23 protein-coding genes are annotated in these 23,380 nt (G+C 46.2%); 8 read left to right on the forward strand and 15 right to left on the reverse strand.

Annotated elements, in window-relative coordinates:
- Positions 1-205: 205 nt before the first annotated feature.
- From BJP37_RS12275 to BJP37_RS44560, 12 genes are all read right to left on the reverse strand, one after another.
- Positions 206-778, reverse strand: a complete 573-nt coding sequence (locus BJP37_RS12275) for a deoxycytidylate deaminase (RefSeq protein ID WP_075899118.1) — start codon at positions 776-778, stop codon at positions 206-208.
- Positions 779-1,145: 367 nt separating this feature from the next.
- On the reverse strand, positions 1,146-2,654 hold the full coding sequence (locus BJP37_RS12280) for a thymidylate synthase (RefSeq protein WP_075899120.1): 1,509 nt from the start codon (positions 2,652-2,654) through the stop codon (positions 1,146-1,148).
- A 174-nt stretch (positions 2,655-2,828) separates the two neighbouring features.
- A complete protein-coding gene (locus BJP37_RS42440; protein ID WP_158069549.1) occupies positions 2,829-4,547 on the reverse strand; it encodes a dihydrolipoyl dehydrogenase family protein in 1,719 nt (572 codons plus the stop codon).
- 342 nt (positions 4,548-4,889) lie between these two features.
- A complete protein-coding gene (gene cobD, locus BJP37_RS12295) occupies positions 4,890-6,026 on the reverse strand; it encodes a threonine-phosphate decarboxylase CobD (RefSeq protein WP_075899122.1) in 1,137 nt (378 codons plus the stop codon).
- Positions 6,027-6,052: 26 nt separating this feature from the next.
- Positions 6,053-6,337: a non-specific DNA-binding protein Hbs gene (gene hbs, locus BJP37_RS12300; protein ID WP_070392379.1), complete on the reverse strand. Its 285-nt coding sequence runs from the start codon at positions 6,335-6,337 to the stop codon at positions 6,053-6,055.
- 556 nt (positions 6,338-6,893) lie between these two features.
- The gene (locus BJP37_RS12305) at positions 6,894-9,326 is read right to left on the reverse strand and encodes a secretin GspD/PilQ domain-containing protein (RefSeq protein WP_075906020.1); all 2,433 of its coding nucleotides are present in this window, start codon (positions 9,324-9,326) and stop codon (positions 6,894-6,896) included.
- A 48-nt stretch (positions 9,327-9,374) separates the two neighbouring features.
- Positions 9,375-9,515, reverse strand: a complete 141-nt coding sequence (locus BJP37_RS39055; RefSeq protein WP_158069550.1) for a hypothetical protein — start codon at positions 9,513-9,515, stop codon at positions 9,375-9,377.
- A 203-nt stretch (positions 9,516-9,718) separates the two neighbouring features.
- Entirely contained in the window at positions 9,719-10,462 is a 744-nt protein-coding gene (locus BJP37_RS12310; RefSeq protein ID WP_075899124.1) for a type IV pilus inner membrane component PilO, read from the reverse strand.
- Complete coding sequence (locus BJP37_RS12315; RefSeq protein ID WP_075899126.1) at positions 10,459-11,259, reverse strand: PilN domain-containing protein; 801 nt, start codon at positions 11,257-11,259, stop codon at positions 10,459-10,461. Before BJP37_RS12315 ends, BJP37_RS12310 begins: the two co-directional genes overlap by 4 nt.
- Before the next feature lie 4 nt (positions 11,260-11,263).
- Positions 11,264-12,367 carry a type IV pilus assembly protein PilM gene (gene pilM / locus BJP37_RS12320; RefSeq protein WP_070392375.1) on the reverse strand — a complete coding sequence of 368 codons (1,104 nt, stop codon included), beginning with the start codon at positions 12,365-12,367 and terminating at the stop codon, positions 11,264-11,266.
- A gap of 203 nt (positions 12,368-12,570) precedes the next feature.
- Complete coding sequence (locus tag BJP37_RS12325; RefSeq protein WP_075899128.1) at positions 12,571-13,869, reverse strand: bifunctional folylpolyglutamate synthase/dihydrofolate synthase; 1,299 nt, start codon at positions 13,867-13,869, stop codon at positions 12,571-12,573.
- 327 nt (positions 13,870-14,196) lie between these two features.
- The gene (locus BJP37_RS44560) at positions 14,197-14,343 is read right to left on the reverse strand and encodes a transposase (RefSeq protein WP_143727587.1); all 147 of its coding nucleotides are present in this window, start codon (positions 14,341-14,343) and stop codon (positions 14,197-14,199) included.
- 58 nt (positions 14,344-14,401) lie between these two features.
- On the opposite strand from BJP37_RS44560, the gene BJP37_RS12335 reads away from it, so the two are divergent.
- The 4 genes from BJP37_RS12335 (at position 14,402) to BJP37_RS12350 (ending at position 17,660) form a co-directional block, all read left to right on the forward strand.
- Positions 14,402-15,868 carry an RNA-guided endonuclease InsQ/TnpB family protein gene (locus BJP37_RS12335; RefSeq protein WP_075899132.1) on the forward strand — a complete coding sequence of 489 codons (1,467 nt, stop codon included), beginning with the start codon at positions 14,402-14,404 and terminating at the stop codon, positions 15,866-15,868.
- A 121-nt stretch (positions 15,869-15,989) separates the two neighbouring features.
- Positions 15,990-16,676 carry a magnesium protoporphyrin IX methyltransferase gene (bchM, locus tag BJP37_RS12340; RefSeq protein ID WP_075906022.1) on the forward strand — a complete coding sequence of 229 codons (687 nt, stop codon included), beginning with the start codon at positions 15,990-15,992 and terminating at the stop codon, positions 16,674-16,676.
- A 190-nt stretch (positions 16,677-16,866) separates the two neighbouring features.
- A complete protein-coding gene (locus tag BJP37_RS12345) occupies positions 16,867-17,268 on the forward strand; it encodes a hypothetical protein (RefSeq protein ID WP_075899134.1) in 402 nt (133 codons plus the stop codon).
- A 14-nt stretch (positions 17,269-17,282) separates the two neighbouring features.
- The gene (locus BJP37_RS12350; RefSeq protein WP_075899136.1) at positions 17,283-17,660 is read left to right on the forward strand and encodes a DUF423 domain-containing protein; all 378 of its coding nucleotides are present in this window, start codon (positions 17,283-17,285) and stop codon (positions 17,658-17,660) included.
- A gap of 175 nt (positions 17,661-17,835) precedes the next feature.
- Here BJP37_RS12350 and BJP37_RS12355 read toward each other — a convergent pair whose 3' ends face one another.
- Complete coding sequence (locus tag BJP37_RS12355; protein ID WP_075899138.1) at positions 17,836-18,816, reverse strand: glycosyltransferase family 2 protein; 981 nt, start codon at positions 18,814-18,816, stop codon at positions 17,836-17,838.
- A gap of 63 nt (positions 18,817-18,879) precedes the next feature.
- Between BJP37_RS12355 and menB the strand changes: the two genes are divergently transcribed.
- A complete protein-coding gene (gene menB, locus BJP37_RS12360; RefSeq protein ID WP_075899140.1) occupies positions 18,880-19,713 on the forward strand; it encodes a 1,4-dihydroxy-2-naphthoyl-CoA synthase in 834 nt (277 codons plus the stop codon).
- Between the two features lie 67 nt (positions 19,714-19,780).
- Complete coding sequence (locus BJP37_RS39060) at positions 19,781-19,936, forward strand: hypothetical protein (protein WP_158069551.1); 156 nt, start codon at positions 19,781-19,783, stop codon at positions 19,934-19,936.
- A gap of 280 nt (positions 19,937-20,216) precedes the next feature.
- On the opposite strand, the gene BJP37_RS12365 is transcribed toward BJP37_RS39060, so the two are convergent.
- Both BJP37_RS12365 and BJP37_RS12370 read right to left on the reverse strand, forming a co-directional pair.
- Entirely contained in the window at positions 20,217-20,525 is a 309-nt protein-coding gene (locus tag BJP37_RS12365) for a hypothetical protein (protein ID WP_070392370.1), read from the reverse strand.
- A gap of 125 nt (positions 20,526-20,650) precedes the next feature.
- On the reverse strand, positions 20,651-21,415 hold the full coding sequence (locus BJP37_RS12370) for a serine/threonine-protein kinase (RefSeq protein WP_075899142.1): 765 nt from the start codon (positions 21,413-21,415) through the stop codon (positions 20,651-20,653).
- 496 nt (positions 21,416-21,911) lie between these two features.
- Here BJP37_RS12370 and BJP37_RS12375 point away from each other — a divergent pair, with 496 nt between their 5' ends.
- Together BJP37_RS12375 and BJP37_RS12380 are read left to right on the forward strand one after the other, a co-directional pair.
- A complete protein-coding gene (locus tag BJP37_RS12375) occupies positions 21,912-22,568 on the forward strand; it encodes a hypothetical protein (RefSeq protein ID WP_081431153.1) in 657 nt (218 codons plus the stop codon).
- A gap of 175 nt (positions 22,569-22,743) precedes the next feature.
- Positions 22,744-23,367, forward strand: coding sequence for a pyridoxamine 5'-phosphate oxidase family protein (locus BJP37_RS12380; RefSeq protein WP_075906026.1), 624 nt, complete (start codon positions 22,744-22,746; stop codon positions 23,365-23,367).
- The last annotated feature ends 13 nt before the right edge of the window (positions 23,368-23,380 follow it).

The following is a 23,380-nucleotide window of genomic DNA, read 5'->3' on the forward strand; positions in this document are numbered from 1 at the left end:
GGTGCGACCCGTGGCGAATTTAATTACGGGTCAAGGGCACGCCCTGGGAGTAGGGAATAAGGAACAACAATTATCACAATTGATTTAGTGATATAGGTACCCTATATCAAGTCCAGTTAATCACTTATAAAATGGTATATCGATAATTGGTAATTGGTCATATAGCATTTCTCAATACCAAAATAATAATTGCTCTATTATCCAGCTATTCACTGTTAATAATTGTGTAATTGTTTTCAATAATTTTGTCCGACAATTTAGTAACAGATGTTGGATTGAGGAGAAATGAAGCTGCTCGTTTAGCTGTTTCTTCACTTAACTGGATTTGGGTTAGACTAACTAAGCCTTCGTTCAGAAAATGATCTCTAACTAGAGCTTTCTCTCCACTATTGAAGATAGTCTCATAAAAAACTTTCTTTATGCCAGCTGAAATGATTAACTTCAAGCAGGAGACACAGGGTTCTAGGGTGACATAAATAGTGGCTCCAGCAGTGGCAATACCATGTTTAGCTGCAAACGCGATCGCATTCGCTTCAGCATGAACAGCTCGGGATGGCATGGTACGAGACGCATCGCAGCTACTTAGTCCAGGATAGCAGTATCCCTGAGCTGTGCAATGACTTGAGCCAGATGGGGAACCATTGTAACCTGTTGCTAAAATCTGATTGTTTTTAACAATCACTGCTCCTACAGGAAAGGCTAAACAGGTTGAGCGAGTAGCTGCTAGCTTAGCCATCATTAAAAAGTATTCATCCCAGTTTGGTCTTTCACTAGTCATTGGTAATTTTAAACTTGTCGTCAATGATCAATTTTATATCAATGTCAGTTTAGTTGATGACATAAACTATCATCGTCTTTTTTAAGTGAACAGGGAGCAGGTAAAAGAGAACAGTAAATAGAAACATGTCTTAACCTTTACTGTGGTTGCTATAACTTGTCATTTTACCAAGAACTATTCACCAAACTATCTTTGGTTATTTTTTACACCAAACTCGTTTTTTAGGTTATCTATAGTTGATGCTGATCAATAACTGCTTATCAATAACTTATCCTAGTCATGAAGTACAGTAAATTTTCCCATGGGTCACTCCTTACTCCCTAATTCTTAATACCCATGATTTTGTATATCATAAGTCTTAAAAATGCTATAATTGGTGATAAGTTTTATCTTCTTTTATAGCTATCATAGCTTTTTCTAATTCTATTCCTAAATAGACCGCATGACTAGGTTGTATTGAAGGATTATCACTACAAATTTTTCTAGATAAACTCATGGCATTTTTACCAGAATACGTAGCAATTACTTCCCCGCTACCAGGGGTTGTCTGCTTCACTATAATATTATTATTTTCGGTTTCAATCAAGAAATTACCAATGGGATCAGCATACTGTTTCTGTTCTGAATTGATAATTTGTTGATAGTGATTTTGAATAATCCGATTAGCATAGTCATAACAATCATCATAAATATGAGCACTTTGACTAACGGTAATCAGCGGTCCCATTTTTAATTGAATACCCCCGCGCTTACCAATTTGGTCTGTAATATACTGCTGTAGTGCTCTTAGTCCAAAGGCATTAGCTGCCCACGCGCTAAACATATCATTACTTCTCAATGTGGCCGTTAGGGACAATTCATTATCCACGACTCTCAGCCAGATGTGATTCAGACAAGGACTACCCCCTTTCTCATGGTCTTTGACATCCCATAGGGACATCACTGCACTGGCGGCATCGATTTCACCAATGAGTTTAGTGATTACTTGCTCGATTTGGTCACGTTTGAACCAAGAACGTAGACGCTGACCATAGGTATATTTAACTCCTTCTACTACGGGTGCGTCGTCCAGGATTTGATGAATGTATTCTTGGATAAAGTCGCGATCGCATGGTAAATAATTGGGCTCAGGAAAGTAAAATTCAGGAGGTTCTTCCGTTACTACTGCCATTAAATCGATTAGCTCTTGCCAATATCCGTCATAACCTGTGGGTCGAATTGTGCCGGTAGTTTTAATGCGATGGATTATCTTAACCCAAGTTTCAGCTATCGTTCGCCCTTCAATACGATGTCCATAGCGCGCTCCTGGTTTTAGGGGCGCACAGCCAGATTCCCCGACATCATTTGCCATAGGAAATTCCAATGGTGTTCCCCAGGGCTCTTGAGTTTTGGAGCCATAAGACTTAACCAAACTCACGGCTTGGGTAATCGAATCAGCCTCTGCCACAGAAAGTTCCCTTCTGAGTTGTTCTAGGATGACTAAGGGAATCTCCATGTCAATATACCCTTTTATAGAAGAGCGAATCACCCAGCAGTGACGACCAGTATCACTAGTCCCTTCTTCAACGCCATGGTGGAAAAAGTCCAGCAAGCAAGTCCCACTGCCAGCATTGCGGTCTTCCTTCGTAGCGTTGAGAATGACCAAGTAGCGGACATGGGGATTAGCGAGGAGATTACGAATGAGCAGGCTAATTCCCCGGGTGGGACTGTATAACTGTCCGACTACAGCAAATTCCGAGGGGTTTAACTTTTTTGCGATCGCGTCTTTTATCGTCCATCCCGTAATCACCCCCGTTTGACCTGTACCGTAAATCAGTTGGTTAGGCTTGTGCAGGGGTTTGTACTGGAATTGACTTACTTTGCTGATTGCTGTCATTTTAATGCAGAAGTTGAAGCTTGAATGTTGACTGTTAAATTTTATATTTTAAATGTTAAATGTTTAAGATTGAGGTAATGGTAATCAACACTTATCTTTATCCCCACTACATAATCCCGTTATAATGCCCAGCATTTAACGGATAGAGGAAAGCAGGATTTAATCCTAAGTTAGTTACCTTGACCAACTACGGCGTAGGTTAAAGAAGCCTTCCAGAAAGTTTTTTAAAGTCTGATTACGACTAATTCGTTGGCGCTGCCACTGGATTGCCGTTTTCTTAAAAATCTCTGACAAGGTGGGATAGGGATAATAGACATTTGCCAACACACCCAATTTGATTTTCTGCTGAATCGCTAGGGTAATTTCCCCAATTAATTCTGTTGCTTGTGATCCAACTATGGTTGCTCCTAAAATTGTCCCATTGCGCTGCACTATCAGTTTCATATACCCAGTGGTTTGCCCCAGGAGCTGAGCCTGATCTAACTCTTTGAAATAGTCTCGCATCACCCATAGATTCTTACCATAGCGCTTTCTAGCTTCTACTTCTGTAAGACCTACCCGTGCTAATTGGGGTTCAGTTAAGACTGTCGAGGGAATCCCATGATAGTTCACCTTAAAGCAGGGGAAAAACAATGCATTCTTCAGGGCAATGCTGGCTTGATACTGGGCAATATGGGCACAGGGATAACCACCAGCCATCTTGCCACAGCCATAGATGCGGGGATTAGTCGTTTGTAGCTTCTGATTGAGCTGAAGACCTTGCTGAGTGTACTTTATGCCAACCCCTTCTAGATTTAAGGATTCCACATTGGGTTGCTCACCCGTAGCCAGTAAAATGGCATCAGCTTCAATGGCTTTATTACCAGCCTGAACCCAGGTTTTCCCGTCAATCTCTCTGACCTGATCAACTGGACTATCCGTCAGAACTCGAATTCCCTCAGCTTCCAACTGAGCTTGTATGAGCCTAGATGCTTCTAGGTCTTCCTGGAACAAAATACGGGTAGTACTGGCCACCAACGTTACCTCACAACCAAGTCTAGCTAAGGTCTGAGCTAGTTCTGGAGCAATAGGCTCATCCCCAATCACTACCCAAAAGCTGGGTAGTGAAGGTTGGAGGTTATCCGGTTGAAGGTTATCTGGTTGAAGGTTATCTGGTTGGAGGTTATCCGGTTGAAGGTTATCTGGTTGAAGGTTATCTAGTTGGAGGTTATCTGGTTGAAGGTTATCTGGTTGGAGGTTATCCGGTTGAAGGTTATCTGGTTGAAGGTTATCTGGTTGAAGGTTATAATATTTAACCTTCAACTCCCCTTCAACCTTCAACTGGTTAACCTTCAACTGGTTAACCTTAAACACTTTGTGCCAGATATCGTTTGGTGTGAAATAGTCTATGGTCTGTAACCCTTCGATATCGGGAATAGCTGGGCGAGAGCCAGTAGCGATCAGATAGGCACGAGACCGCAAACGTCGGTTGTTGACTACAAAACCGAGGTGAGGCAGTCTGCAAAATTCCCCCTCACCGGTGATTAGATCAATCCCTAAAGCACCTAAAATAGCTTGAGAATTCTGTTCTGAGCAGTTGGTAACCACCAGATTAGCCCATTCCATCACTGCAGTTAGTTGTAGGGATGAAAACCCGGTCTGTGAAATGTCTGGTTCGGTTGAATCAGCTATTTGAGCATAAATACCCCATTGAGCAGCGTCACGCATCTGCTCAAGCTTACGCCCCATCTCACTTAATACTCTGGTGTAAATAGCCCCCTGTGCTAGCCAGCTAGTTTGTCCTTGCTGAGGGTCTACCAGAGCCACACGAGCCTTTAAACCAGCAGCCGCAACAGCAGCATACACAGCAGCAGGAGTGCCACCAATGATAATTAGGTCATAGTCAACGGTCATTCGTGCAACAGTTACAGGTTTCAGGTTGAAAGTTACAGGTTAGCAGGTTAGAAGGTTTCAGGTTGAAAGTTACAGGTTAGCAGGTTATAGGTTTCAGATTGAAAGTTACAGGTTTCCGGTTGAAAGTTACAGGTTTCAGGCTCTAACCTTGGGCTTTTGGCCACGCTACGGGAACAACCATCTAACTAACCTATCCCACAACAGACGCCTACGGCCAGCAACCTTCAACCTTCAACCTTCAACCTTCAACCTTCTAACCTTCAACCTTCAACCTTCTAACCTTCAACCTTCTAACCTTCAACCTTCTAACCTTCAACCTTCTAACCTTCAACCTTCTAACCTTCAACTTATCAAGATAGCGTCTAAAGCTGTTAGTAAGCGTTGGTTATCTGCCTGTGTAAGTACAGCGACCCGGAAAAAGCGATCGCTTAATTCCGGGAAGCTTAGGCAATCTCTGATCAAAATCCGATGGTGTTGGAGTAGTTGTGCTTGGATCTGTGACGTGGATTTTTCTGAGTGGACTAGCAAGAAGTTAGCTGCACTGGGGTAAGGTTGAAGACCAGGTAACTTAGCCAGTCCCTGAAACAGTTGCTTACGCGCTGGTGCTAGCCAATCCCAGGTTTGCTGTTGAAATGCTCTATCCTGAACCACTGCCGCTGCCGCTGCCGCTGCTAAGGTATTGATTGGCCAAGGGTCCCGCCATTCCTGCCAACGTTGGAGTCGCTCAGGGTGGGCAATGCAATAACCTAGTCTGAGTCCAGGAAGGCTGTAAAACTTGGTAAGCGATCGCAAAATTACCAAGTTTGGATAATCCCCAATTAAAGGAATCAGGCTTTGCTCCTGGTCAGGAGGCAGGAAATCCATAAAAGCTTCATCCACAACCACCAAAGCAAATTGCTTGAGATAAGCCTCAATTGCTTCTGAGGTAAACAATTGACCTGTGGGATTGTGGGGGGTATTCAGCAGCAAACCCTGTCGAGTCCCCTCTTTTTGAAGTGAGGAAGTAAGGGAGTCAGGGAGTAAGGGCATCAAAGAATCAATTTCCCTGCCCATCTCCCCATCTCCCGATCTGACACTAGGTGTCGAGAGTTCCCTCATCAGGGGGCACTCCCTAATTCTTGCTCCAAATGCCTTCAGTCCCCGTTGGTAGTCCCTAAATGCTGGAGTAATGATCAAGGTTTCATCTAGTTCTGATAGCTCGCGACAAGCCCAAGTTAATAATTCGGCTGAGCCATTACCTGGAAGAATCCAGTCTGGGGGCAGGGTTGGATGCAGTTGCGTCAAACACTGCCGCAGCTCAGCATAATTGGGGTCAGGATAAGCTACCAGGTTATTGAGCCCAGACTCAATCGCTGCGATCGCACTTTTAGGGGGACCAAGGGGATTGATGCTGGCAGAAAAATCAAGAATTAAGGAAGGAGGACAGTTAGCCAGTGCTGCTGCCCAGGCTAAATTTCCCCCGTGAGTTGGTCGTTTCAAGGACAAGTTTGTGACTGAATCAGGGATTACTCCTTGGGTGGTGCCACTTTCTCTTTAAAAACCTTACCAGCAGAAAAGGCGGGAACCTTAGTTGCCGGAATTTCCATCTTTTCACCAGTTTTGGGATTGCGACCCTCACGAGCCTTACGCTCCCGGGATTCAAAGGAACCAAAGCCCACTAAGGTGACTTTATCACCCTCGGACACTGCTTCCATAATCGTTTCTATCGTAGCAGTTAGTACTGCATCCGCTTGTTTTTTGGTTACAGTAGCTCTTTCCGCCACTTTATCAACTAATTCACCCTTATTCATTCAAATCTCCTTGTTTTTTAGATCATCCAACCAGGGTTTTCGACAAAAAAATCGCTGCAACACTCGCAGCTTCGATGTTTCACTGCATTATTCTAATGTTTGCAATGCCGATATGGATCGTTGAATGCTTTAATTTATATAGATTTCAGAATTTTGGCCCAAAGTGCTACCCTAAATTTATGCCTTAGGGAGTAGGCAATCTTAATTTTTTATGATCATTCATTGTTAATTATATATAATTCATTATTTTACGGTAAGCCCCCTGCTCTAGGCGTGCTTGGTAGGTCTGCTATGGGATAGCAGAGCTCAGAGCCTTGTTTAGATATTGACACTAACCCTTAAAATCAGGTATAATTATGGGCTTATAAAAATTAAATCAAACCAAGTCAATAAAATTCTCAACCAAAAACAAATAAACACGTAAAAGCTTCAAAACCTAACTATTCCCACCACTAAAGTAGGGGGGAGTAGTCAAATCCATAAGTTAATTACCCCCGAGCGAGCCATCCCTCGCTCGGGGGGATAAGTGTTAATTTACGTTTACCTCACCTTTACCTTAGTTTCCTGGAGACTGAAACCCTCCCCGGTTTAGCATTTGACGGGCATCCCGTCCAGGGGTGTAGCTGTAACCATACCCACCATTGCGGTCTGTGTCATCCAAAATTTGAGGGGTCAGCAGGATAATCACTTCACGGCGTTCATTGGTCTTGCTGGTGCGTCTGAACAGAGCACCAAGCAACGGAATATCACCCAAAACTGGCACCTTTCTTACGGTTGTGCGGTCAGTGTCCTGAATAATGCCAGATAGAATTAACGTCTGATTATCCCGCAGACGAATTAGCCCAGAGTTCAGTTCTCGGCGACTGAGAAATGTGATTGTATTTTCTGCATTATCACTGTTAAACACTTGAGTTCCCGAGGGAGCTGTGATCGACGGAGCTGTAGATAAGGTAATAAAACCATTGTCGTCAATTCTCTCAACATTCACCGTTAGCACTAAACCAGCATCTTGAATAACCGGGGTGATCGTTCTAGTGGTAGCACCACCGTCTGTGTCTATATCTGTCCTCACACTAGTCAGTACCTGCTGGACCAACTCGACACTAGCTTCCTGCCCTTCTTGGATCACTAGAGTTGGGTCGGTAAGAATCTTGGCGTTGTTGCTGGTAATCTGAGCCTGCAAGGTTAATAAAAACTTATCAGGGTACTGGAATAGAGAAGGAAGTGAATACTCAAACTCGATGCCATCATCTTGAACATCCACATCCGTCACACCTGGCTGGAATGGATTATTATTTCGACCAAAGCCGGGACGTGCGAAGAGTGCTGAACGACCAGCGCTTTCATTGAAACCCTCAATCACGTTATCAAAGGGAGCATTTTGTCTATCGAAGAATATATCACCATCTCCGTCTACAGCTCGAAAATCAAATGGCTCAATATTAGGAAACTGACCACTAACCACACTGTCTCTACTGGGGGGATTAAACCTACCGAAATTAACGGCTGCGGCTCCTTCATCACTGACTACAAAGGTATCATTAACCCCAAAGGAGAAACTGGCATTATAAGCATCCGTTCCAGCCAGGTTAACATCGATAATCTTGACATTTACCGCTACTTGACGGCGACGAGCATCTAACTGTTTGAGTAAAGATGTCGCAATTTCAATTTGCCTGGGCTCACCTACCAGAGATATGGAATTAAGTCGGTCATCCGTAGATACTGCTAATCCCTCCAGCAACAGTGCCCCTTGGCTATCTTCTTCCCGATCAGCGGTAACTGGTTGAATTTCTGGGGCTCGTTGGATTTGTCGCACCACTCGTTGGGTTTCAGGATCGATGATTTCTTCCGTCTCGCTTACTACCTGTTGCACTTCTGCTCCCTGAGTGGCTAAGAAAGTAGCAGCCCCTTGGGCACTGGCTTGATTGAGCCGTAGAGTACGACTAATTAGATTACGAGCCGCTTGAGGGAGTTTGGCCCCAACAAAAATTGTGCTTCCCCGACGGTTAGCCTGAAGACCAGACAGCTGGAGAATATAGTTGAAAGCATCTTGGACAGGTTCGTTTTCTAAATCAATAGAGATGGTGAACTGTGCTGCACCGGAGTCTTCATCTGACTCAGCAAAGGCCAGATTGAGTCCAGCAGAACGAGCTAACAGAGACAACACTTCTCGAATCGGTGCTTCTCGTAATACTAAACGGGGCACTAGAGTTGCTGTTCCGAGATCTATAGTGCTTGCAGCAGCATTAATATTAGAAACAGCAATATCCCCTACTGGTGGTGCTACTGCTCTAGGTAAGAAGGGGGGCGCTGGCGCAATTGGTTGCACCGCATTAGCTGGAGCTGCTGGTATTCCATCAATAATAATTTCTGGCTCAGGTACCAGCACATCTGGTTCAGGAGCCACTATTACTGGAGGTTCAGGAGTTTCTGAGGGGTTAGCCTCTGTCTCTGGTTCTGGTTCGGACAGTTCCGCCGGTTTCTCCATCTGTTCCGTTTCAGTATTAGTTTCTGTATTAGGAACTTGAGCCAGCTTCATCACCGATAAGTCTTGGATAGGGAATATCCCCTGATTCTCAGTAGTGGTGTCAATGCCTAAGGTAATTCCCTGAGCGTCCCTTTGGATCAGTGAACTGATTGGGAGTTTGTCAGTGCCTCGAATTGTCACCCTAACCCGGTTGTCATCAAGTTCCTTAACCGCAACCGCACTGATATTGGGTAGAGGGTTAGTTTCACGGAAGTTAGTCCCTTGGGGCAAACTCAGCTGGGTATTAACCAGATCAGCTACCAAGACATTGCCTTGGTTAACAGCAAAAATCTGTGGAGGCTCATTGCCCCCTTTTGTCTCAAGTTTCAGTTCCAGTTCACTCCCCTGCTGGTTGAACCGTATAGCACTAACTTGGCTTGCTGCTACTACAGGCTGTGTTGCCCATAAAGCCACTGCTGTAGCCGCGAACACTCCACCACATACTTGAATCTGTCTCACGGTCACTTCCTCAAATCTCCTGACTGAAATCACAGAAATTATGTCATATTAAGGGCTGTTGACGGTTAAGGGTTGAAGGTTGAAGGTTGAAGGTTGAAGGTTGAAGGTTGAGGGTTGAAGGTTGAGGGTTGAACGCGATCGCGTGGCCGAAAAGCCAAGGTTGTTTGCGTAGCGTGGCCGAAAGGCCAAGATGGAGACGTTAAGGATAAGTTAACACTAAATACTCAACAAGCAACAACAACAACAATAACCAACAATAACCATGTCAGCTCCATAGAAAAGCAGGTTATCCCAATTGCCAACAACTTGCCTACCGATCAATTCCCCCATCTTGCCATCTCCCCATCATTAAATTGGTAGCAAGAATATAGCAAGACTAAAGGAACTTAGGATTATTTCTTCTTACCATCCTTTTCCTCAGCTTTTTCTTCTTCCTCCTTATCCAAATCTCTAGCAGGCATGAGAGCTTCCAGGGTTAAGCTTGTTTTTAACTTAGGTTGAGGACCAGGAACTACTCTACCTTGCTGTAGCACTAGTGTTTGCGGTTCACTGATTTGAGCTTCTAGGTCTTTGATCAGCAACATCGCTTGTAGCCGCTCAAAGCTGCGCATAATTGACTGGACTTGTTGGAAGCTACCCTCAATTTCCACATTGACGGTTCTCCGTTTTAATTTGCCATCAACTAGGGTTCCTAAAGAGCCATCATTAACTATATTGATTCCCTCGGAATCTGGTTCATATTTAAGCAAAGTGCCTCTAGTATTCTTAACAAAGGTATTGAGATCAAGCAATAAGGTATCCAGACTTTTTTCTGTGGAAAACTGACTCAATACCCGGCGGTTTTGCTGCTTTGCTTGCTTTAGTTCCTCCTCTTTCTGTTTAATTTTTTTCTGGAGTACTTCGGGATTTTGGAGGTCATTTTGCTTGCCTGATAAATCATTTCGTAAAGCCTGATACTCCTGCCAAGCCGGTAGCATCAGGTTCATGGCTAGATAGATAGCAGCTGCCAGACCAAGAATACCAAAGGTAATCCCAGAAACTTGGGGAGTAAAGGTAATGCCGAAGGCAGTAGGATACTCAGGCTCTTCCTCCTGACCTTCAACACTCATAAACTCGTCATCAGTAGCATAGGTCATTGTTGAATCACTCCTTGAGATTGAAGGTTTCTAATTCGAGTCACTAATCCTACTGCTCCTTTACGGTCTAACTCTTTTAATATCTCAGAAGCTGGGATATCACTCAGTTGAGTTTTAATAGTATATTCTACCACTTTGGGTAGGGTATATTTTACCTGAGTTACTAATTCTTTTTGACTCTCAGGAATTTCTAATTTGGTGGGATTATTGATTAACTGAGCTTTGATGAGTTGAGTATCATTTTTGTCGAAAAAAGAAGAATTCTGTAGCGTCAGCAAAAAGTAATTCACATCATCAAAGGTTCGAGCTGTACCGGAAATATCCAGCTCGATGCTAGGTCGTGAGTTAGCGTTAGACTCATCCTTAGAAGCGTTTTTGTCAGTGACTTGCTGTTGCTCGATGTCTTTAATTTGGACTCCGGGAGGAGTGCGCTCACGAATGTCCTGTAACATCGCTGACCAAGGCTTAATTTGATTAAAGACACTGGCAAGAGCATTAGTTTCTTCGTTGACCAGCTTGAGTTCTTGGTTTAGCTTACTAATTCGTTGCTTTTGTGCCCCCAAGGCTGCCAGTTTCTGGTCAACATCAGCAATTTCCTCCTTCAATCGGGCGTTTTGATGTTGGAGAACCACCCAAAAACCTCCCACCAATCCAGGTAGGATTAGGCCCACTGCAGCTCCAATCAGTAGAGGGGTCATTTCCCCTAAGGCCATCCCTTGTCTACTGGCTCCATCCTGAACGGACTTGATCTCCTCAGGATTTCGGTCTTTTAAAAAATTAATATCAAGACTATACATAGTGCTATACCTCTCGTAATCCTAATCCAAGCACAGTTCCTAAGCTCGGTCGTTCTACCATCGGAATATCTTTCTCCACTTCTAGGGAAAGAGCCGCCACCGGATCCACCTGAATCGTGGGCAAGCTTAACCGTTGGGTAAAAAATTCATCAAGTTGTCCGATACCACCCCCAGGACCAGCTAGTAGGAGTTGGGCTACTTCTAGATTGTCCATCTGATTGAGGTAAAAATCGATAGAGCGCCGTAGTTCATCAGCAATTTCTCCCAAGACTTGGATCAGAGCTACCATACCTGGATTTACCCCGGTCGAGCCGGTGCGCATGCCATCAACTGGGGTACTGGGAATAGTCATCCCCTGGAGGAGTTCAGTGTTTCTAGAGGCTGGTAAATTCATCGCCCGTGATAGAGCGCTCTGAAGTTGGTAGGTACCAATGGGAACAGTACGGGAAAACTGCGGGACACCATCTACAATAATGGCAATTTCAGTACTATCAAATTCAATATCTACCAGAACGGCTGCCTCTTGGGAAGGAAATTGACGCAGTTGTTCTCGGATGGTCCGAATCAGGGCAAAGCTATTAATTTCGAGTACATCTACTTGTAAACCTACCTGCTCAAAGGTATCGAGATAGCTATCGGTGATTTCTTTGCGAGTAGCCACCAGCAGGACTTGCACCTTTTCGATTCCATCTTCATCCACAAAGAAGCCAAGCTTCTGATAATCCAAATCCACTTCTTCCCGGGGATAGGGCAAATATAAGCCAGCTTCATGGTTTAGTACCATATCCCGAAGCTCGTTATCATCTAGCTCAGCAGGAATCGGAATAATCCGGATTACTGCTTCTCGCATTGGTAAAGCAGTGGCAACCCGCTCCACTTTCACTTGACTCTCCTGTAGGGCTTCTCGAATCAGTTCCGCTAAACCAGGGGAATCAACAATTTGTCCTCCTTCCCAGATCCCTTCTGGAACCTCATGAGAATATAGGGTTGTAGCTTTTAGGCTCTGACCTTGCCGCTGCAATTGAGCAATATGAATTCGTTCTGGGGCTAATTCTATACCAACACCTTGCTTGCGGCGGGAAAATAAATTTTTAAGATGGTTAACCATATCTAGCAAAGGGAGTAGGGAGTAGGGAGTAGGGAGTAGGGAGTAGGAAATATGGGATCAAAAATTATCTTATTTAGATACCAGATCTGAGTTAAGTAGATCGGGGTTTTAACATTAGGTTGCTTTTGATCGTACCCAATTTATCTTATAATCATGACAATTTTTTGATTAATCCTGAAATTGCTAATTTTAGCGATTAGCGATTAGCCATTGCCATTACTGTCAACAAAAGCTTCTGTTCGCAAAAAGTGACCAACTAGGTACAGAGAACCACAAAGGACAGTAATCTTATCTTCAGCTTCGGCTTTGTTAAAGCTAGCACGGAGTCCTGTCACCAACTCTGGATAAGTAGCACAATCGGCTAAGGTAGGACAAATTTGTTGCGCGAGAGTAGCCAAGTAGTCTAGCTCAGCTGAACTATGGTCTGGTACTGGCACTAGGTATAATCGATCCCCTGGTCTGAGCAAGGCATTAAAAATACCAGCATGGTCTTTGGTCGAGAGTATACCCATTACCCAGTTGACCGATTTACCTAGGGTATCAACATATTGTCTCAACGCCTGAGCAGAGGCTTGATTATGGGCTCCATCAATCAGTAACTGGTGATTCTCCCAGCTAGTCCACTGCAAACGTCCCAGCCAAGTGGTTTTGGCCATCCCCGATGCGATCGCATTTTCTGGTATCTCCCAACCCTGCTGTTGCAGAACTTGTACCGTTGCGATCGCAATCGCCGAATTAACCAACTGCACCTCCCCCAACAAGGGCAAACTATAGCTGATCCCCCCATACTCCACCCATCTGAGATCTTGTCGGGTGCTTGGCATCTTCCCCTCTGGCAAATCTACTGCTGAGTCTACCCACACCACTGGACATCCCAACTGATTCACCCTTGATTCAACCACTGCCCTAGCCTCTGGCGGGAGCGGACCAATGACCGCAGGACAGCCAGGCTTTAGGATTCCAGCCTTCTCCTTGGCAATATCAGCCAAGGTCGGTCCGAGGTGCTGCCAATGTTCCCAACTTAGGGATGTGATAATACTAACCAAAACGCGATCGCATACATTCGTTGCATCCAGCCGTCCTCCCAATCCCACTTCTATTACAGCCACATCCACCTGCTGCTGAGCAAAATACAACCAAGCAGCAGCAGTAGTCACTTCAAATAGGGTTGGTGGATCGGAACAGTTTTTTGGAATTGCTGCCTTAACTTGCTCCAAAATTGTGGCTAGGGTATGGGTGGAGATCGGTTCTTGGTTAAGGCAAATCCGTTCTGTCCAATCCACCAGGTGAGGAGAAGTATAACGTCCGACTCGGTAGCCAGCTTGGGTGAGTATAGAAGACAGGTAGGCACAAACTGAGCCTTTACCATTAGTTCCAGCCACGTGAATGATTGGAACATCCTGGTGGGGATTACCTAAGCGCGATAGAAGTTGCTGTATGCGTTCTAAGCCAAGCTGAACACCAAAGTGTTTAAAGGATTGGAGAAGGTCGTCAATATCCATCACTCTGCCTCTAAGGGTACTGCGACCGTAATCTTTGATTCGGTCGTCGGGGAAGAGCGAGGACGGGGTATTTTGGTTTTCGCAGATATATTTCTTCATGTTTCATGATTCGCACCACTAATAAGATACAAAATAACCAATCTTACCGAACACTAATTATTGTATAATTTACATTCACAATCAATATGGCGATTTTTTTTATAATTCCTTGACTGGTTATGATTTTGTTTTTTTTAGCAAAAAAGCTAATATTTTTTCCAAACAAAATTGAGATTAATATAGCCGATAAAATTGGTAATACTAGCCGTTCATTATATAAATATACAATCATATTTTTTTGCATATATATCGACGGAAATCCTCAAGATAATTGATAATTTCACTGTTGATAATTTTTGTTCGGTATTTGGTTACTAGAACTAAATGAATTGAGAGGTCGTCAACTGTACCTCCAATTAACTTGCGTGTTGCCATGACTGTGTGGTACTATTCTCAACAGTCCTACTTTACCAGGCTTATTGTAAAAAGGTCAATGCAGACTGCTTATCGGTTTAAGATACAGCCAGATCGGGAGCAAAAATCAATGTTGTTAGATTGGCAGCAGAAGATCGGCTCTTTATATAACCTGTGTCTTAGAGATAGGATTGATAGTTATCACCACACCAAAATACTGGGCAACTATTGCGATTTGACGACAACTGCTGTTGCTTGCCCACTGACCTGTTCTGTCAATAAATCTGCATCGTTAGGCTATCCCTGGAAAACAGATCATCCAAGTCGTAGACCTCGAGAGAAAAAATTCAATCCGAGACGAACAGCTTACGAGATGCACTCCTCCCTAGCTACGGAGTGGAGACAGACAAAACCCTGGTATTCTACAGTTTGCTCTGATGTACTTCAACAGTCTTTAAGGCATTTAGACAAAGCTTTTACAGGCTTCTTTAAGCAGGGTCGAGGATTCCCAAAGTTCAAGAGTCACCACAATGTCGGCATAGAGTTTAAGCCTAAAACTGTTCGACTGTCTGGAAACAGGATTACCTTCCCGGTTCTGGGACAAATGAAGTTTTTTATTTCTCGTTATATTCCTGAATCCTGGGAGATTAGAACCGTTACTTTGAGTCGAGAAGTCGATGGCTGGTATGCTTCGATTCTCTTAAGAGACGAGACTGTGCCGGATACTCCAATTAAAACCGAACAAGAAATTAAAACCTGTATTGGTGTTGATGTTGGTATCAAAAAACTTGCTTCTCTGAGCAACGGCCAACTGATTGCTAATCCTCGTTTTGATAAGCAGTCATCACGTAGATTAAGAATTAGACAACGACGTTTAAGCCGTAATAAACGGGGTTCAAAGAATAGAAAAAAAGCCGCAAAACGAGTCGCTAGTGTTCATCAGAAAATCCGTCGTCAAAGACAGGATTATCAGTGGAAGATAGCAAAAAAGATTGCTGAGTCTGCTGATATGATTGTGTTTGAGGATTTGAATGTTCGGGGTATGAAAGCTAGGTGTAAGCCGAAGTGGGATGAAGAACAAAAGCGATATATAAGAAATAATCAATCAGCCAAGTCTCAGCTCAATAAGGCAATTTATGATGCTTCTTGGTATAGACTCAAACAGAAAACTAAACATCAAGCCAGGAAGCTAGGAAATTGGGTTAAAGATATTAACCCTATAAGAACGTCTCAGGAATGTTCTAAATGTGGTTATGTCAGCCCAAAAAACCGAGATGGTGAAAAGTTGATATGTGAATCTTGCGGACACCACGAAGATGCTGATATTGATGCAGCTATTGTCATTGGTAATCGTGGAATTAAACAGCTAAATCTTAGTTCAACTAAGCTACTGGTGGTCAGCCAGAAAGTCACGCCCAAACCTGAATCAACAGGTTCTAAAATGAGGAATAAATCACTGCCGTTGGGCGGTGAGTCTGGGAATCCTAAACAAGTCGAATTTGTTCAACTCGAATTATTTGATTTGTTGGAATGGAGCAGTGGGTAACTGCTGTTCAGAATCTAAGACCGTAATTTTTAATTCGGTCTTAGAGGTTCAAGGCATGATTTTTTTGATGAACCGCAAAGACGCGAAGGACACCAAGATCAGGAGAGTGTTAGTTATGAATATGAATACAGTTAATGATAAGGCCATTGTTAAAGACTATTTCAATGCCACTGGGTTTGACCGCTGGCAGCGGATTTATGGTGATGGTGAGGTTAACCGGGTACAGCAAGATATCCGGATTGGTCATCAGCAGACTGTGGATAAAGTGATCAGTTGGCTGGAGGCTGATGGTAATTTGTCAGGTTTGTCGATTTGTGATGCTGGCTGTGGTGTTGGGAGTCTGAGTATTCCTCTGGCCAAAAATAGCGCTATAGTTTTTGCTAGTGATATTTCTCACAAAATGGTAGAAGAAGCTCAAGTAAGGGCTAAGGAGAGTTTAGGGAATACTGAGAATCTCTCGTTTATGGTCAAGGATTTGGAAGGGTTAGGTGGTAGCTACCACACCGTAATTTGTCTAGATGTTTTGATTCATTATCCCCAGGATAAAGCGGCTGAGATGATAACTCATTTAGCTTCTTTGGCAGAGTCTCGTTTAATTCTTAGCTTTGCACCAAAAACCTTGCTTCTTACTGCACTTAAAAAGATTGGTGAGTTTTTTCCAGGACCAAGTAAAACCACTCGCGCCTATCAGCATCGAGAAGCAGATATTGTTACTATTTTAGAAAATAATGGGTTTTCGATTCAGCGACAGGAAATGACTAGCACTCGCTTTTACTATTCTCGCTTATTGGAAGCTATTCGTAACTAACAAAAAGCTGTCAGCGGTCAGCGGTCAGCGGTCAGCTTAAAATAAACCTGATAGCTGATAACTGTTCGCGTAGCGTGCGCGTAGCGTTTAAGCTGATAGCTGATAGCTGATAGCTGATAACTGATAGTTTACACCTAATCGCAATTGTCTGGTCATGCTAACAAATAACGTTTGCTAAAACTTTGGTAAAATGAAACGGTTCAAAAAATTATCTGCTGGTTTAGTGCTTAGCTTGGGTATTCTACTATTGACGGTACCTGTTGTAGTATCAACTCGAAGGGAAGCAACATCACAGGATAAAGTTGATGCCCTGGGAAGTTTGATAGTAGGTATCCCAGCTACCTTCTGGGGAATATGGTTAGCATGGCGAATTTATCGACAAGAGCAAAAAGAAGTTTTCGAACACCTTCAGTCTACATTTTATCGCTTGATCCAAGACGAAAATGGTAGAATTTCAGTATTGAAATTAGCAATTGCAGCCAAACTTCCTATAGCTGTCGCTCAAGACTATTTGGACCACAAAGCTAGAGAATGTGATGCCACGTTTGAGGTTAGTGAAGAAGGTAAAATATTTTATAATTTTACGCTTTAGCAAGGACAAAATTAATGACTCGGATTTTTTTAGCGATCGCATCGATATTAGGGGGATTATCAGTAGCAGCTGGAGCCTTTGCTAGCCATGCTTTGAAAGAAAAACTTACGGAACGAGCATTAGAGATTTTTCAGACTGGTGCTCGCTATCAAATGTACCATGCCCTAGCGCTAATTTTGGTAGCCTTGTTATTGAGCCGCGCAGAAGTAGCACAAACTCCCCTTACCGTAGCTGGCTCAGCTTTTATCGCTGGAATTGCCATTTTTTCTGGTAGTTTGTACGCCCTGAGTTTAACCGGGATCAAGTGGCTAGGAGCGATCGCACCATTAGGTGGTGCGGCGTTGATCTTGGGATGGGGTTGTTTAGCGATCGCAGCTTTCTCTTTCGAGTAATCACTACATATTTTAGGGAACAGGGAACAGGGAACAGGGAACAGGGAACAGGGAACAGGAAATGGGAAATAACCAATTTAAGTGCAAATCAGCTCAGATATTTTCTTGAGAGTTGACTGTCAACCTTCAACCTTCAACCTTCAACCTTCAACCACCAACCTTCAACCTTCAACCTTCAACCTTCCATCTCCCGATTAGCCGCATAAACACCTTGGACGTTGTACCAGTTAAGGAAAATTCGGGCAATTTCTAAAGCTAGCTGGGATTTACCTCGGTCAATTAGCCATTGTAAAAAGGGAGCCATGGTGCGTTCGTTGAGTCGTCCACCTAAAGACAAAATCCCCCAGAGTAGTCGGTGTAGCCAGGTCATCTGAATCATCATCCTGACTTCCCAGGTAGGGTGCTTCCGATAGAACAATACACCCATACGCCCCCGTTGAATTTCCCGGTCAATCATCCGAGGAATTTGGTCGAGGCTAAAGGGAGGATGCCAATGATAACCTACCGCTTCGGGACATTTAATCAGTTTTAAGCCCAGCTGTTTGAGTCGGACACCCAGTTCTAAGTCTTCCCAGCCATAAAGTTGGAAGCGGGTATCAAACAGTCCAGCTTCTAAGAGCCATTTTCGTGCGATCGCAACATTCCCCGTCGCAAAATACGCAGCAGAGAAATCAGTAATTTTATAGGGTTCGCTGGTAGGGTCGTCGAAATTACAGGTATTGATCACCCAACCGTAGGTAAATAAGCGATCGCATCCCAGACGCTGCTGTGCCTTTACCAAAGCATCAGCATGAGACTGTAGGAAATGCTCAGTAACTACTAAATCACTATCAATAAAGATAATTATTTCACCAAGGGCCTGCTTCACCCCTAAATTCCGAGCTGCAGCCGGTCCAGCATGGTTTTGAGCAAATGAGCGTACATGGGGAAAGTGATCCTTGTGTGCTGTCAACCAATCTAAAGTGCCATCCGTTGAGCCATCATCTACTAAAACAACTTCATAATCCAAGATCTCAGGTCTCACCTTTGGCGAATTAAATTCGCCAAGTAAGAGCGCACCTATGCTATCGTGCCTGAATTGCTGATGTTCTAACGCGATTAGGCACTTTTTGAGAATCGGTAAGCGATTGTAAGTGGGAATGACAATGCTTAGCAAACTTGGGAACCTTTTGAATTTGATATTATTGTGAACTTAAACAGCGATCGCATGGAAAACGTTATGCAAATTGACTGGCAAACTGCCAAAACTTACGAAGACATTCTATACCATAAAACCGACGGTATTGCCAAAATTACCATCAATCGTCCCCACAAACGCAACGCCTTTCGTCCCAAAACCGTCTTTGAACTTTATGATGCTTTCTGTGATGCCCGCGAAGATCACAGTATTGGTGTTATTTTATTAACTGGTGCTGGTCCCCACACCGATGGCAAATACGCATTTTGTGCTGGTGGTGACCAAAGTGTACGAGGCAAAGCTGGATATATTGGAGAAGATGGCGTTCCTCGCTTAAACGTATTAGATTTGCAACGCCTAATTCGTTCTATACCCAAAGTAGTGATTGCCCTAGTTGCTGGATATGCTATTGGTGGTGGTCATGTCCTACATGTAATTTGTGACCTAACGATTGCTGCTGATAATGCTATCTTTGGTCAAACTGGACCGAAAGTCGGTAGTTTTGATGGTGGGTTTGGCGCTAGCTATCTTTCCCGAATTGTTGGTCAAAAAAAAGCCCGAGAAATTTGGTTTCTCTGTCGTCAATACACCGCATCTCAAGCCCTAGAAATGGGTTTAGTTAACTGTGTCGTTCCAGTGGAGAAGTTGGAAGCAGAAGGGCTACAGTGGGCAAAGGAAATTTTGGCAAAAAGTCCTATTGCCATTCGTTGCTTGAAAGCTGCTTTTAACGCCGATTGTGACGGTCAAGCTGGTCTACAAGAGCTAGCTGGTAATGCTACTTTACTCTATTACATGACAGAAGAAGGAGCTGAAGGTAAACAAGCTTTCCTAGAAAAGCGTCCACCAGATTTTCGTCAATATCCTTGGTTACCTTAGATTATAGCAGTTCTCAATTTTTGAGGTACTTTCGCTGAAGGGGAGTAGGGAGTAGGGAGATAGGGAAATGGGGAGATGGGGAGATGGGGAGAATTATCCCTGTCAGCCATGCAAAGCAGGAGTGTGGAGGGGCTGCATCAAGACAGAGTCAAATTTTATCACTGATCCGAAGTTCCCCGTTCCCTGTTCCCTACCTTTACAGATTAATTTTAAACAATTTTAAACTTGGTGCAAAATTTGATTATCAACAAAAAACGCACCTTATGTTGAATCAAAGTGCGACGAAAGCTATTTTAATAGCAAATATCAGGTGCCGATTTTTATGAAATTATTTGGCTTTTTAAGCTGACACCTTTAAGCAGGTAACTACTAGAACTAGAAGATTTGGTTTAAACTGATTTTTGTGAAATTTTTTTATTTGAATTATTGATTGTCTTAAGGGTAGAGTTACTAGTAAGTTACTGCTGATATTACTGATAATACGAATAATTTACATCAACAATTTACACCAGCATGATGTCTGTTGACGAATTCTTAGAGGTGATGGTCTCACCTTGAATGGTCTTGTCTGTCCCAGAGGATTTTTCAGAGCACTTTACCGATAGCTCCTCTGTGAGCATCAGTTGTTCATCTTGCCAAATCTCTTCTAGTTTCTCCCAAGAAGAAGAAAAGGTAGGCATAGCAAAAGCACAAGCTTTCCAGGTAGCTCTGACAGGCACCCCAAGTTGTTGACACATACCCCCTCGTCGTCCTTCTGACTGATAATACTGACAAAATCTGCAACTAGATACAGGTAAATTCAATGTTTTCATGATAACTCTTTTTTTGTGAAAAAAATTTTATCTCCTCTTCACATTTAATTCTGCTACCTCCTACCTCAGCTTGTTATAGATAGCAAGCTGTTGACCAGCCTAGGTTATAGCCATATCGTTAGCCCCTAAAGCTTTAATATTTTCTTAATTATTTTGTTACAAATAGCGGAGACGGTGTCTGCCGGGGTGCGGCCTTGAAAGGGGAGCTCGCCGCTTGCCATCTGATGCAGCAGTACACCGAGGGAGTAGATATCCGCGCGTTGGTCCAGGGATTGGCCCCGGGCCTGTTCCGGAGACATGTACGGCACGGTGCCGAGCACCGTACCTGCACGGGTCACCGGCGCGATCCGCGTGCTGTCGGTGCTGTCCAGGGACTCGGCCGTCGAAGGGACACCGGCTTCGAGTTTGGCCAGTCCGAAGTCCAGGACCTTGATCGTGCCGTCGTCGCCGACCATCACGTTGGCCGGCTTGAGATCTCGATGGATCACCCCCTGCTCGTGAGCGGCGGCCAGGGCGGTGGCGATCGGCTCGGCCAGGGCAATCAGGTCGTCCAGGGACATGCCGCCGCCGGGGATGCGTTCGTTGAGCGGCGTGCCCTGCACCAGCTCCATGGTGATGAACCGCAGACGTTCACCGTCAGGGCCGGCGGCCTCTTCGACCGAGAAGATCGTGACGATGTTGGGATGGCTCAGGCGAGCCAGGGTCTTGGCCTCCTGCTCGAGGCGACGCAATTGGTCCGGGTCCTCGGTGACCTCCTGGGGAAGCACCTTGACCGCGACCTCCCGCTCAAGGGTCGTGTCGAGGGCACGCCAGACCACGCCCATGCCGCCGGCGCCGATCCGGTCGAGCAGGCGGTAGTGGCCCAGTTGCTGTCCTGCCTCGAGAGGCATGGGGTCTCCCTTGCGAATCCCGGCGTGTCCCGTGGAGGAGACGATCGGGAAGGAGAGATCATACGGGACCGGGAAGGGTTGTGGGATTACTCGGTCCAAAGGGTGGCCCCGTCGGAGTCAACCCCCTCGAGAAGCTCGGGGTGGCGACGGGAGCGGTGCGCGGCGTGAAGGAGTTGCTCGCGCTGATGGGGCCGCTTTTGGCCGGATCTCCCGCCCTGGACCTCCTCGGGTCGTTCATCGGGTAGCGGCACAGCGGTCTCGGACGGGCCGGTTTCGCGCAGCCCGGGGCGAGCGGGCTTGACGCCGGGACCGGGGCTTTGGCATCCTTCCGCCCTCGGGCGTTCGGTCCACGCCCAACCTCTTCGGCCTTCTCCCGGCGAAGGTCCTCGCGAGGCAAAGGGGGGCACACTCCCGGATCGGTTGTCACGCACCTTCGGGATGCCGTGCCGCACGTTGCCGGGAAACGAGTGTCGCGGTGTGCTCGAAGGAGAACGTGATGCCGACTCAGAAGGACCTCAAACGCATTATTCGCAAACGGATGGAAAAGACCGGGGAGTCGTACACCGCGGCCCGGGCCCGTATCCTGGCCAAGGGGGGGCCGCCTCCCGAGGACTACCCCGAGATCGCCGGGATGAGCAATGCGGCGGTGGCGGCCAAGACCGGCAAGACCTGGCCTCAGTGGGTTCGTGCCCTGAACCGCCACGGCGCCGACAAGATGACCCACACCGAGATCGCGAAGAGCGCGCGGGAGGAGTTCGGCGCTACCCCGTGGTGGGCCCAGAGCGTCGCGGTGGGTTACGGACGGATCCGCGGACTCCGCGAGATCGGCCAGGGATGCGACGGCGACTACAAGGCGAGCAAGAGCAAGACGTTCAAGGTGCCGATCGACCGGTTGTACAAGGCATTCAGCAGCAAGCGTGGCCGTGAGCGATGGCTCGGCGGAACCGCGCTACGGATTCGCACTTCGACGGCCAACCGATCGATGCGCATCACCTGGGAGGACGGGACTTCGGTCAGCGCCTGGTTCACCGACAAGGGGCCCGGCAAGAGCCAGGTGGCGATTCAGCACGAGAAGCTGGCCGACCGGGCCGACATCGAACGGCGCAAGGCGTACTGGGCCGAGCGTTTCGCGGCGCTGGAGGCGTGGCTCTAGAGTGACCGGCGCTGCCGGCCCTCCGCCGGGTCCGGCAGCGCCGACGTGCCGCGGTACAGACAGGTCGAGAATCGCTCGAACAGCGGGATCGGTGTGGCGCCGGGGAAGGGGACGGAGGACCATGGAGTCCGGTGGGACGTCCGGCAGGAGCGGGGCCACCGGGAGGATCCATGCCATGGCGGAAATCGTCCGAAGGGTGCGGAGCGTTCAGGAGCTGGAATCACTCTACGACGCGCCGTCGTCGCGAGCGTTGGCCAAGGAGCTGACCGAACTCTCGCAGCACTACCGGGCCTTCGTCGAGAAGGCGCCGTTCGTGTTGGTCGCGACGTCGGGTGCCGAAGGCCTCGACTGTTCACCCCGCGGCGATGCGCCGGGGTTCGTCCGGGTCGTCGATTCCCGGACCCTGATTCTTCCCGATCGGCGGGGGAACAACCGGCTGGATACCCTGCGCAACCTGGTCGATGACGACCGGGTATCGCTGTTGTTCCTGATTCCGGGAGTCGGGGAAACCCTTCGGGTCAACGGCCGTGCTGCCCTCGAGGCGGACCCGGATGTCTGTGCCGCTCACGCGGTGCAGGGGAAGGTGCCGAGGACGCTCCTGGTGGTGACCATCGACCGGGTCTATTTCCAGTGCCAGAAGGCGCTCGTGCGCAGCCGGCTGTGGGACCCGGATTCCCGGGTGGCGCGGTCGGAACTGCCGACCGCGGGGCAGATGGCCGAACAGGTGACCGGCGGCGAGGTCGACGGAGCCGCCTACGACCGGGACTATCCCGAACACATGAAGCGCACGATCTACTGAGGTCCCGCGGTCG

The sequence above is a fragment of the Moorena bouillonii PNG genome (assembly GCF_001942495.1).
Classification (GTDB): domain Bacteria; phylum Cyanobacteriota; class Cyanobacteriia; order Cyanobacteriales; family Coleofasciculaceae; genus Moorena; species Moorena bouillonii.

Bases quoted from the DNA above. Each gene is read 5' to 3' on its own strand.
- BJP37_RS12275 (WP_075899118.1), bottom strand. From the start codon at position 778: ATGACTAGTGAAAGACCAAACTGGGATGAATACTTTTTAATGATGGCT.
- BJP37_RS12280 (WP_075899120.1), bottom strand. From the start codon at position 2,654: ATGACAGCAATCAGCAAAGTAAGTCAATTCCAGTACAAACCCCTGCAC.
- BJP37_RS42440 (WP_158069549.1), bottom strand. From the start codon at position 4,547: ATGACCGTTGACTATGACCTAATTATCATTGGTGGCACTCCTGCTGCT.
- hbs (WP_070392379.1), bottom strand. From the start codon at position 6,337: ATGAATAAGGGTGAATTAGTTGATAAAGTGGCGGAAAGAGCTACTGTA.
- BJP37_RS12310 (WP_075899124.1), bottom strand. From the start codon at position 10,462: ATGACCTATGCTACTGATGACGAGTTTATGAGTGTTGAAGGTCAGGAG.
- BJP37_RS12315 (WP_075899126.1), bottom strand. From the start codon at position 11,259: ATGTATAGTCTTGATATTAATTTTTTAAAAGACCGAAATCCTGAGGAG.
- pilM (WP_070392375.1), bottom strand. From the start codon at position 12,367: ATGGTTAACCATCTTAAAAATTTATTTTCCCGCCGCAAGCAAGGTGTT.
- BJP37_RS12325 (WP_075899128.1), bottom strand. From the start codon at position 13,869: ATGGATATTGACGACCTTCTCCAATCCTTTAAACACTTTGGTGTTCAG.
- BJP37_RS44560 (WP_143727587.1), bottom strand. From the start codon at position 14,343: ATGGCAACACGCAAGTTAATTGGAGGTACAGTTGACGACCTCTCAATT.
- BJP37_RS12335 (WP_075899132.1), top strand. From the start codon at position 14,402: ATGCAGACTGCTTATCGGTTTAAGATACAGCCAGATCGGGAGCAAAAA.
- bchM (WP_075906022.1), top strand. From the start codon at position 15,990: ATGAATACAGTTAATGATAAGGCCATTGTTAAAGACTATTTCAATGCC.
- BJP37_RS12345 (WP_075899134.1), top strand. From the start codon at position 16,867: ATGAAACGGTTCAAAAAATTATCTGCTGGTTTAGTGCTTAGCTTGGGT.
- BJP37_RS12350 (WP_075899136.1), top strand. From the start codon at position 17,283: ATGACTCGGATTTTTTTAGCGATCGCATCGATATTAGGGGGATTATCA.
- menB (WP_075899140.1), top strand. From the start codon at position 18,880: ATGCAAATTGACTGGCAAACTGCCAAAACTTACGAAGACATTCTATAC.
- BJP37_RS39060 (WP_158069551.1), top strand. From the start codon at position 19,781: ATGGGGAGATGGGGAGATGGGGAGAATTATCCCTGTCAGCCATGCAAA.
- BJP37_RS12365 (WP_070392370.1), bottom strand. From the start codon at position 20,525: ATGAAAACATTGAATTTACCTGTATCTAGTTGCAGATTTTGTCAGTAT.
- BJP37_RS12370 (WP_075899142.1), bottom strand. From the start codon at position 21,415: ATGCCTCTCGAGGCAGGACAGCAACTGGGCCACTACCGCCTGCTCGAC.
- BJP37_RS12375 (WP_081431153.1), top strand. From the start codon at position 21,912: ATGCCGACTCAGAAGGACCTCAAACGCATTATTCGCAAACGGATGGAA.
- BJP37_RS12380 (WP_075906026.1), top strand. From the start codon at position 22,744: ATGGCGGAAATCGTCCGAAGGGTGCGGAGCGTTCAGGAGCTGGAATCA.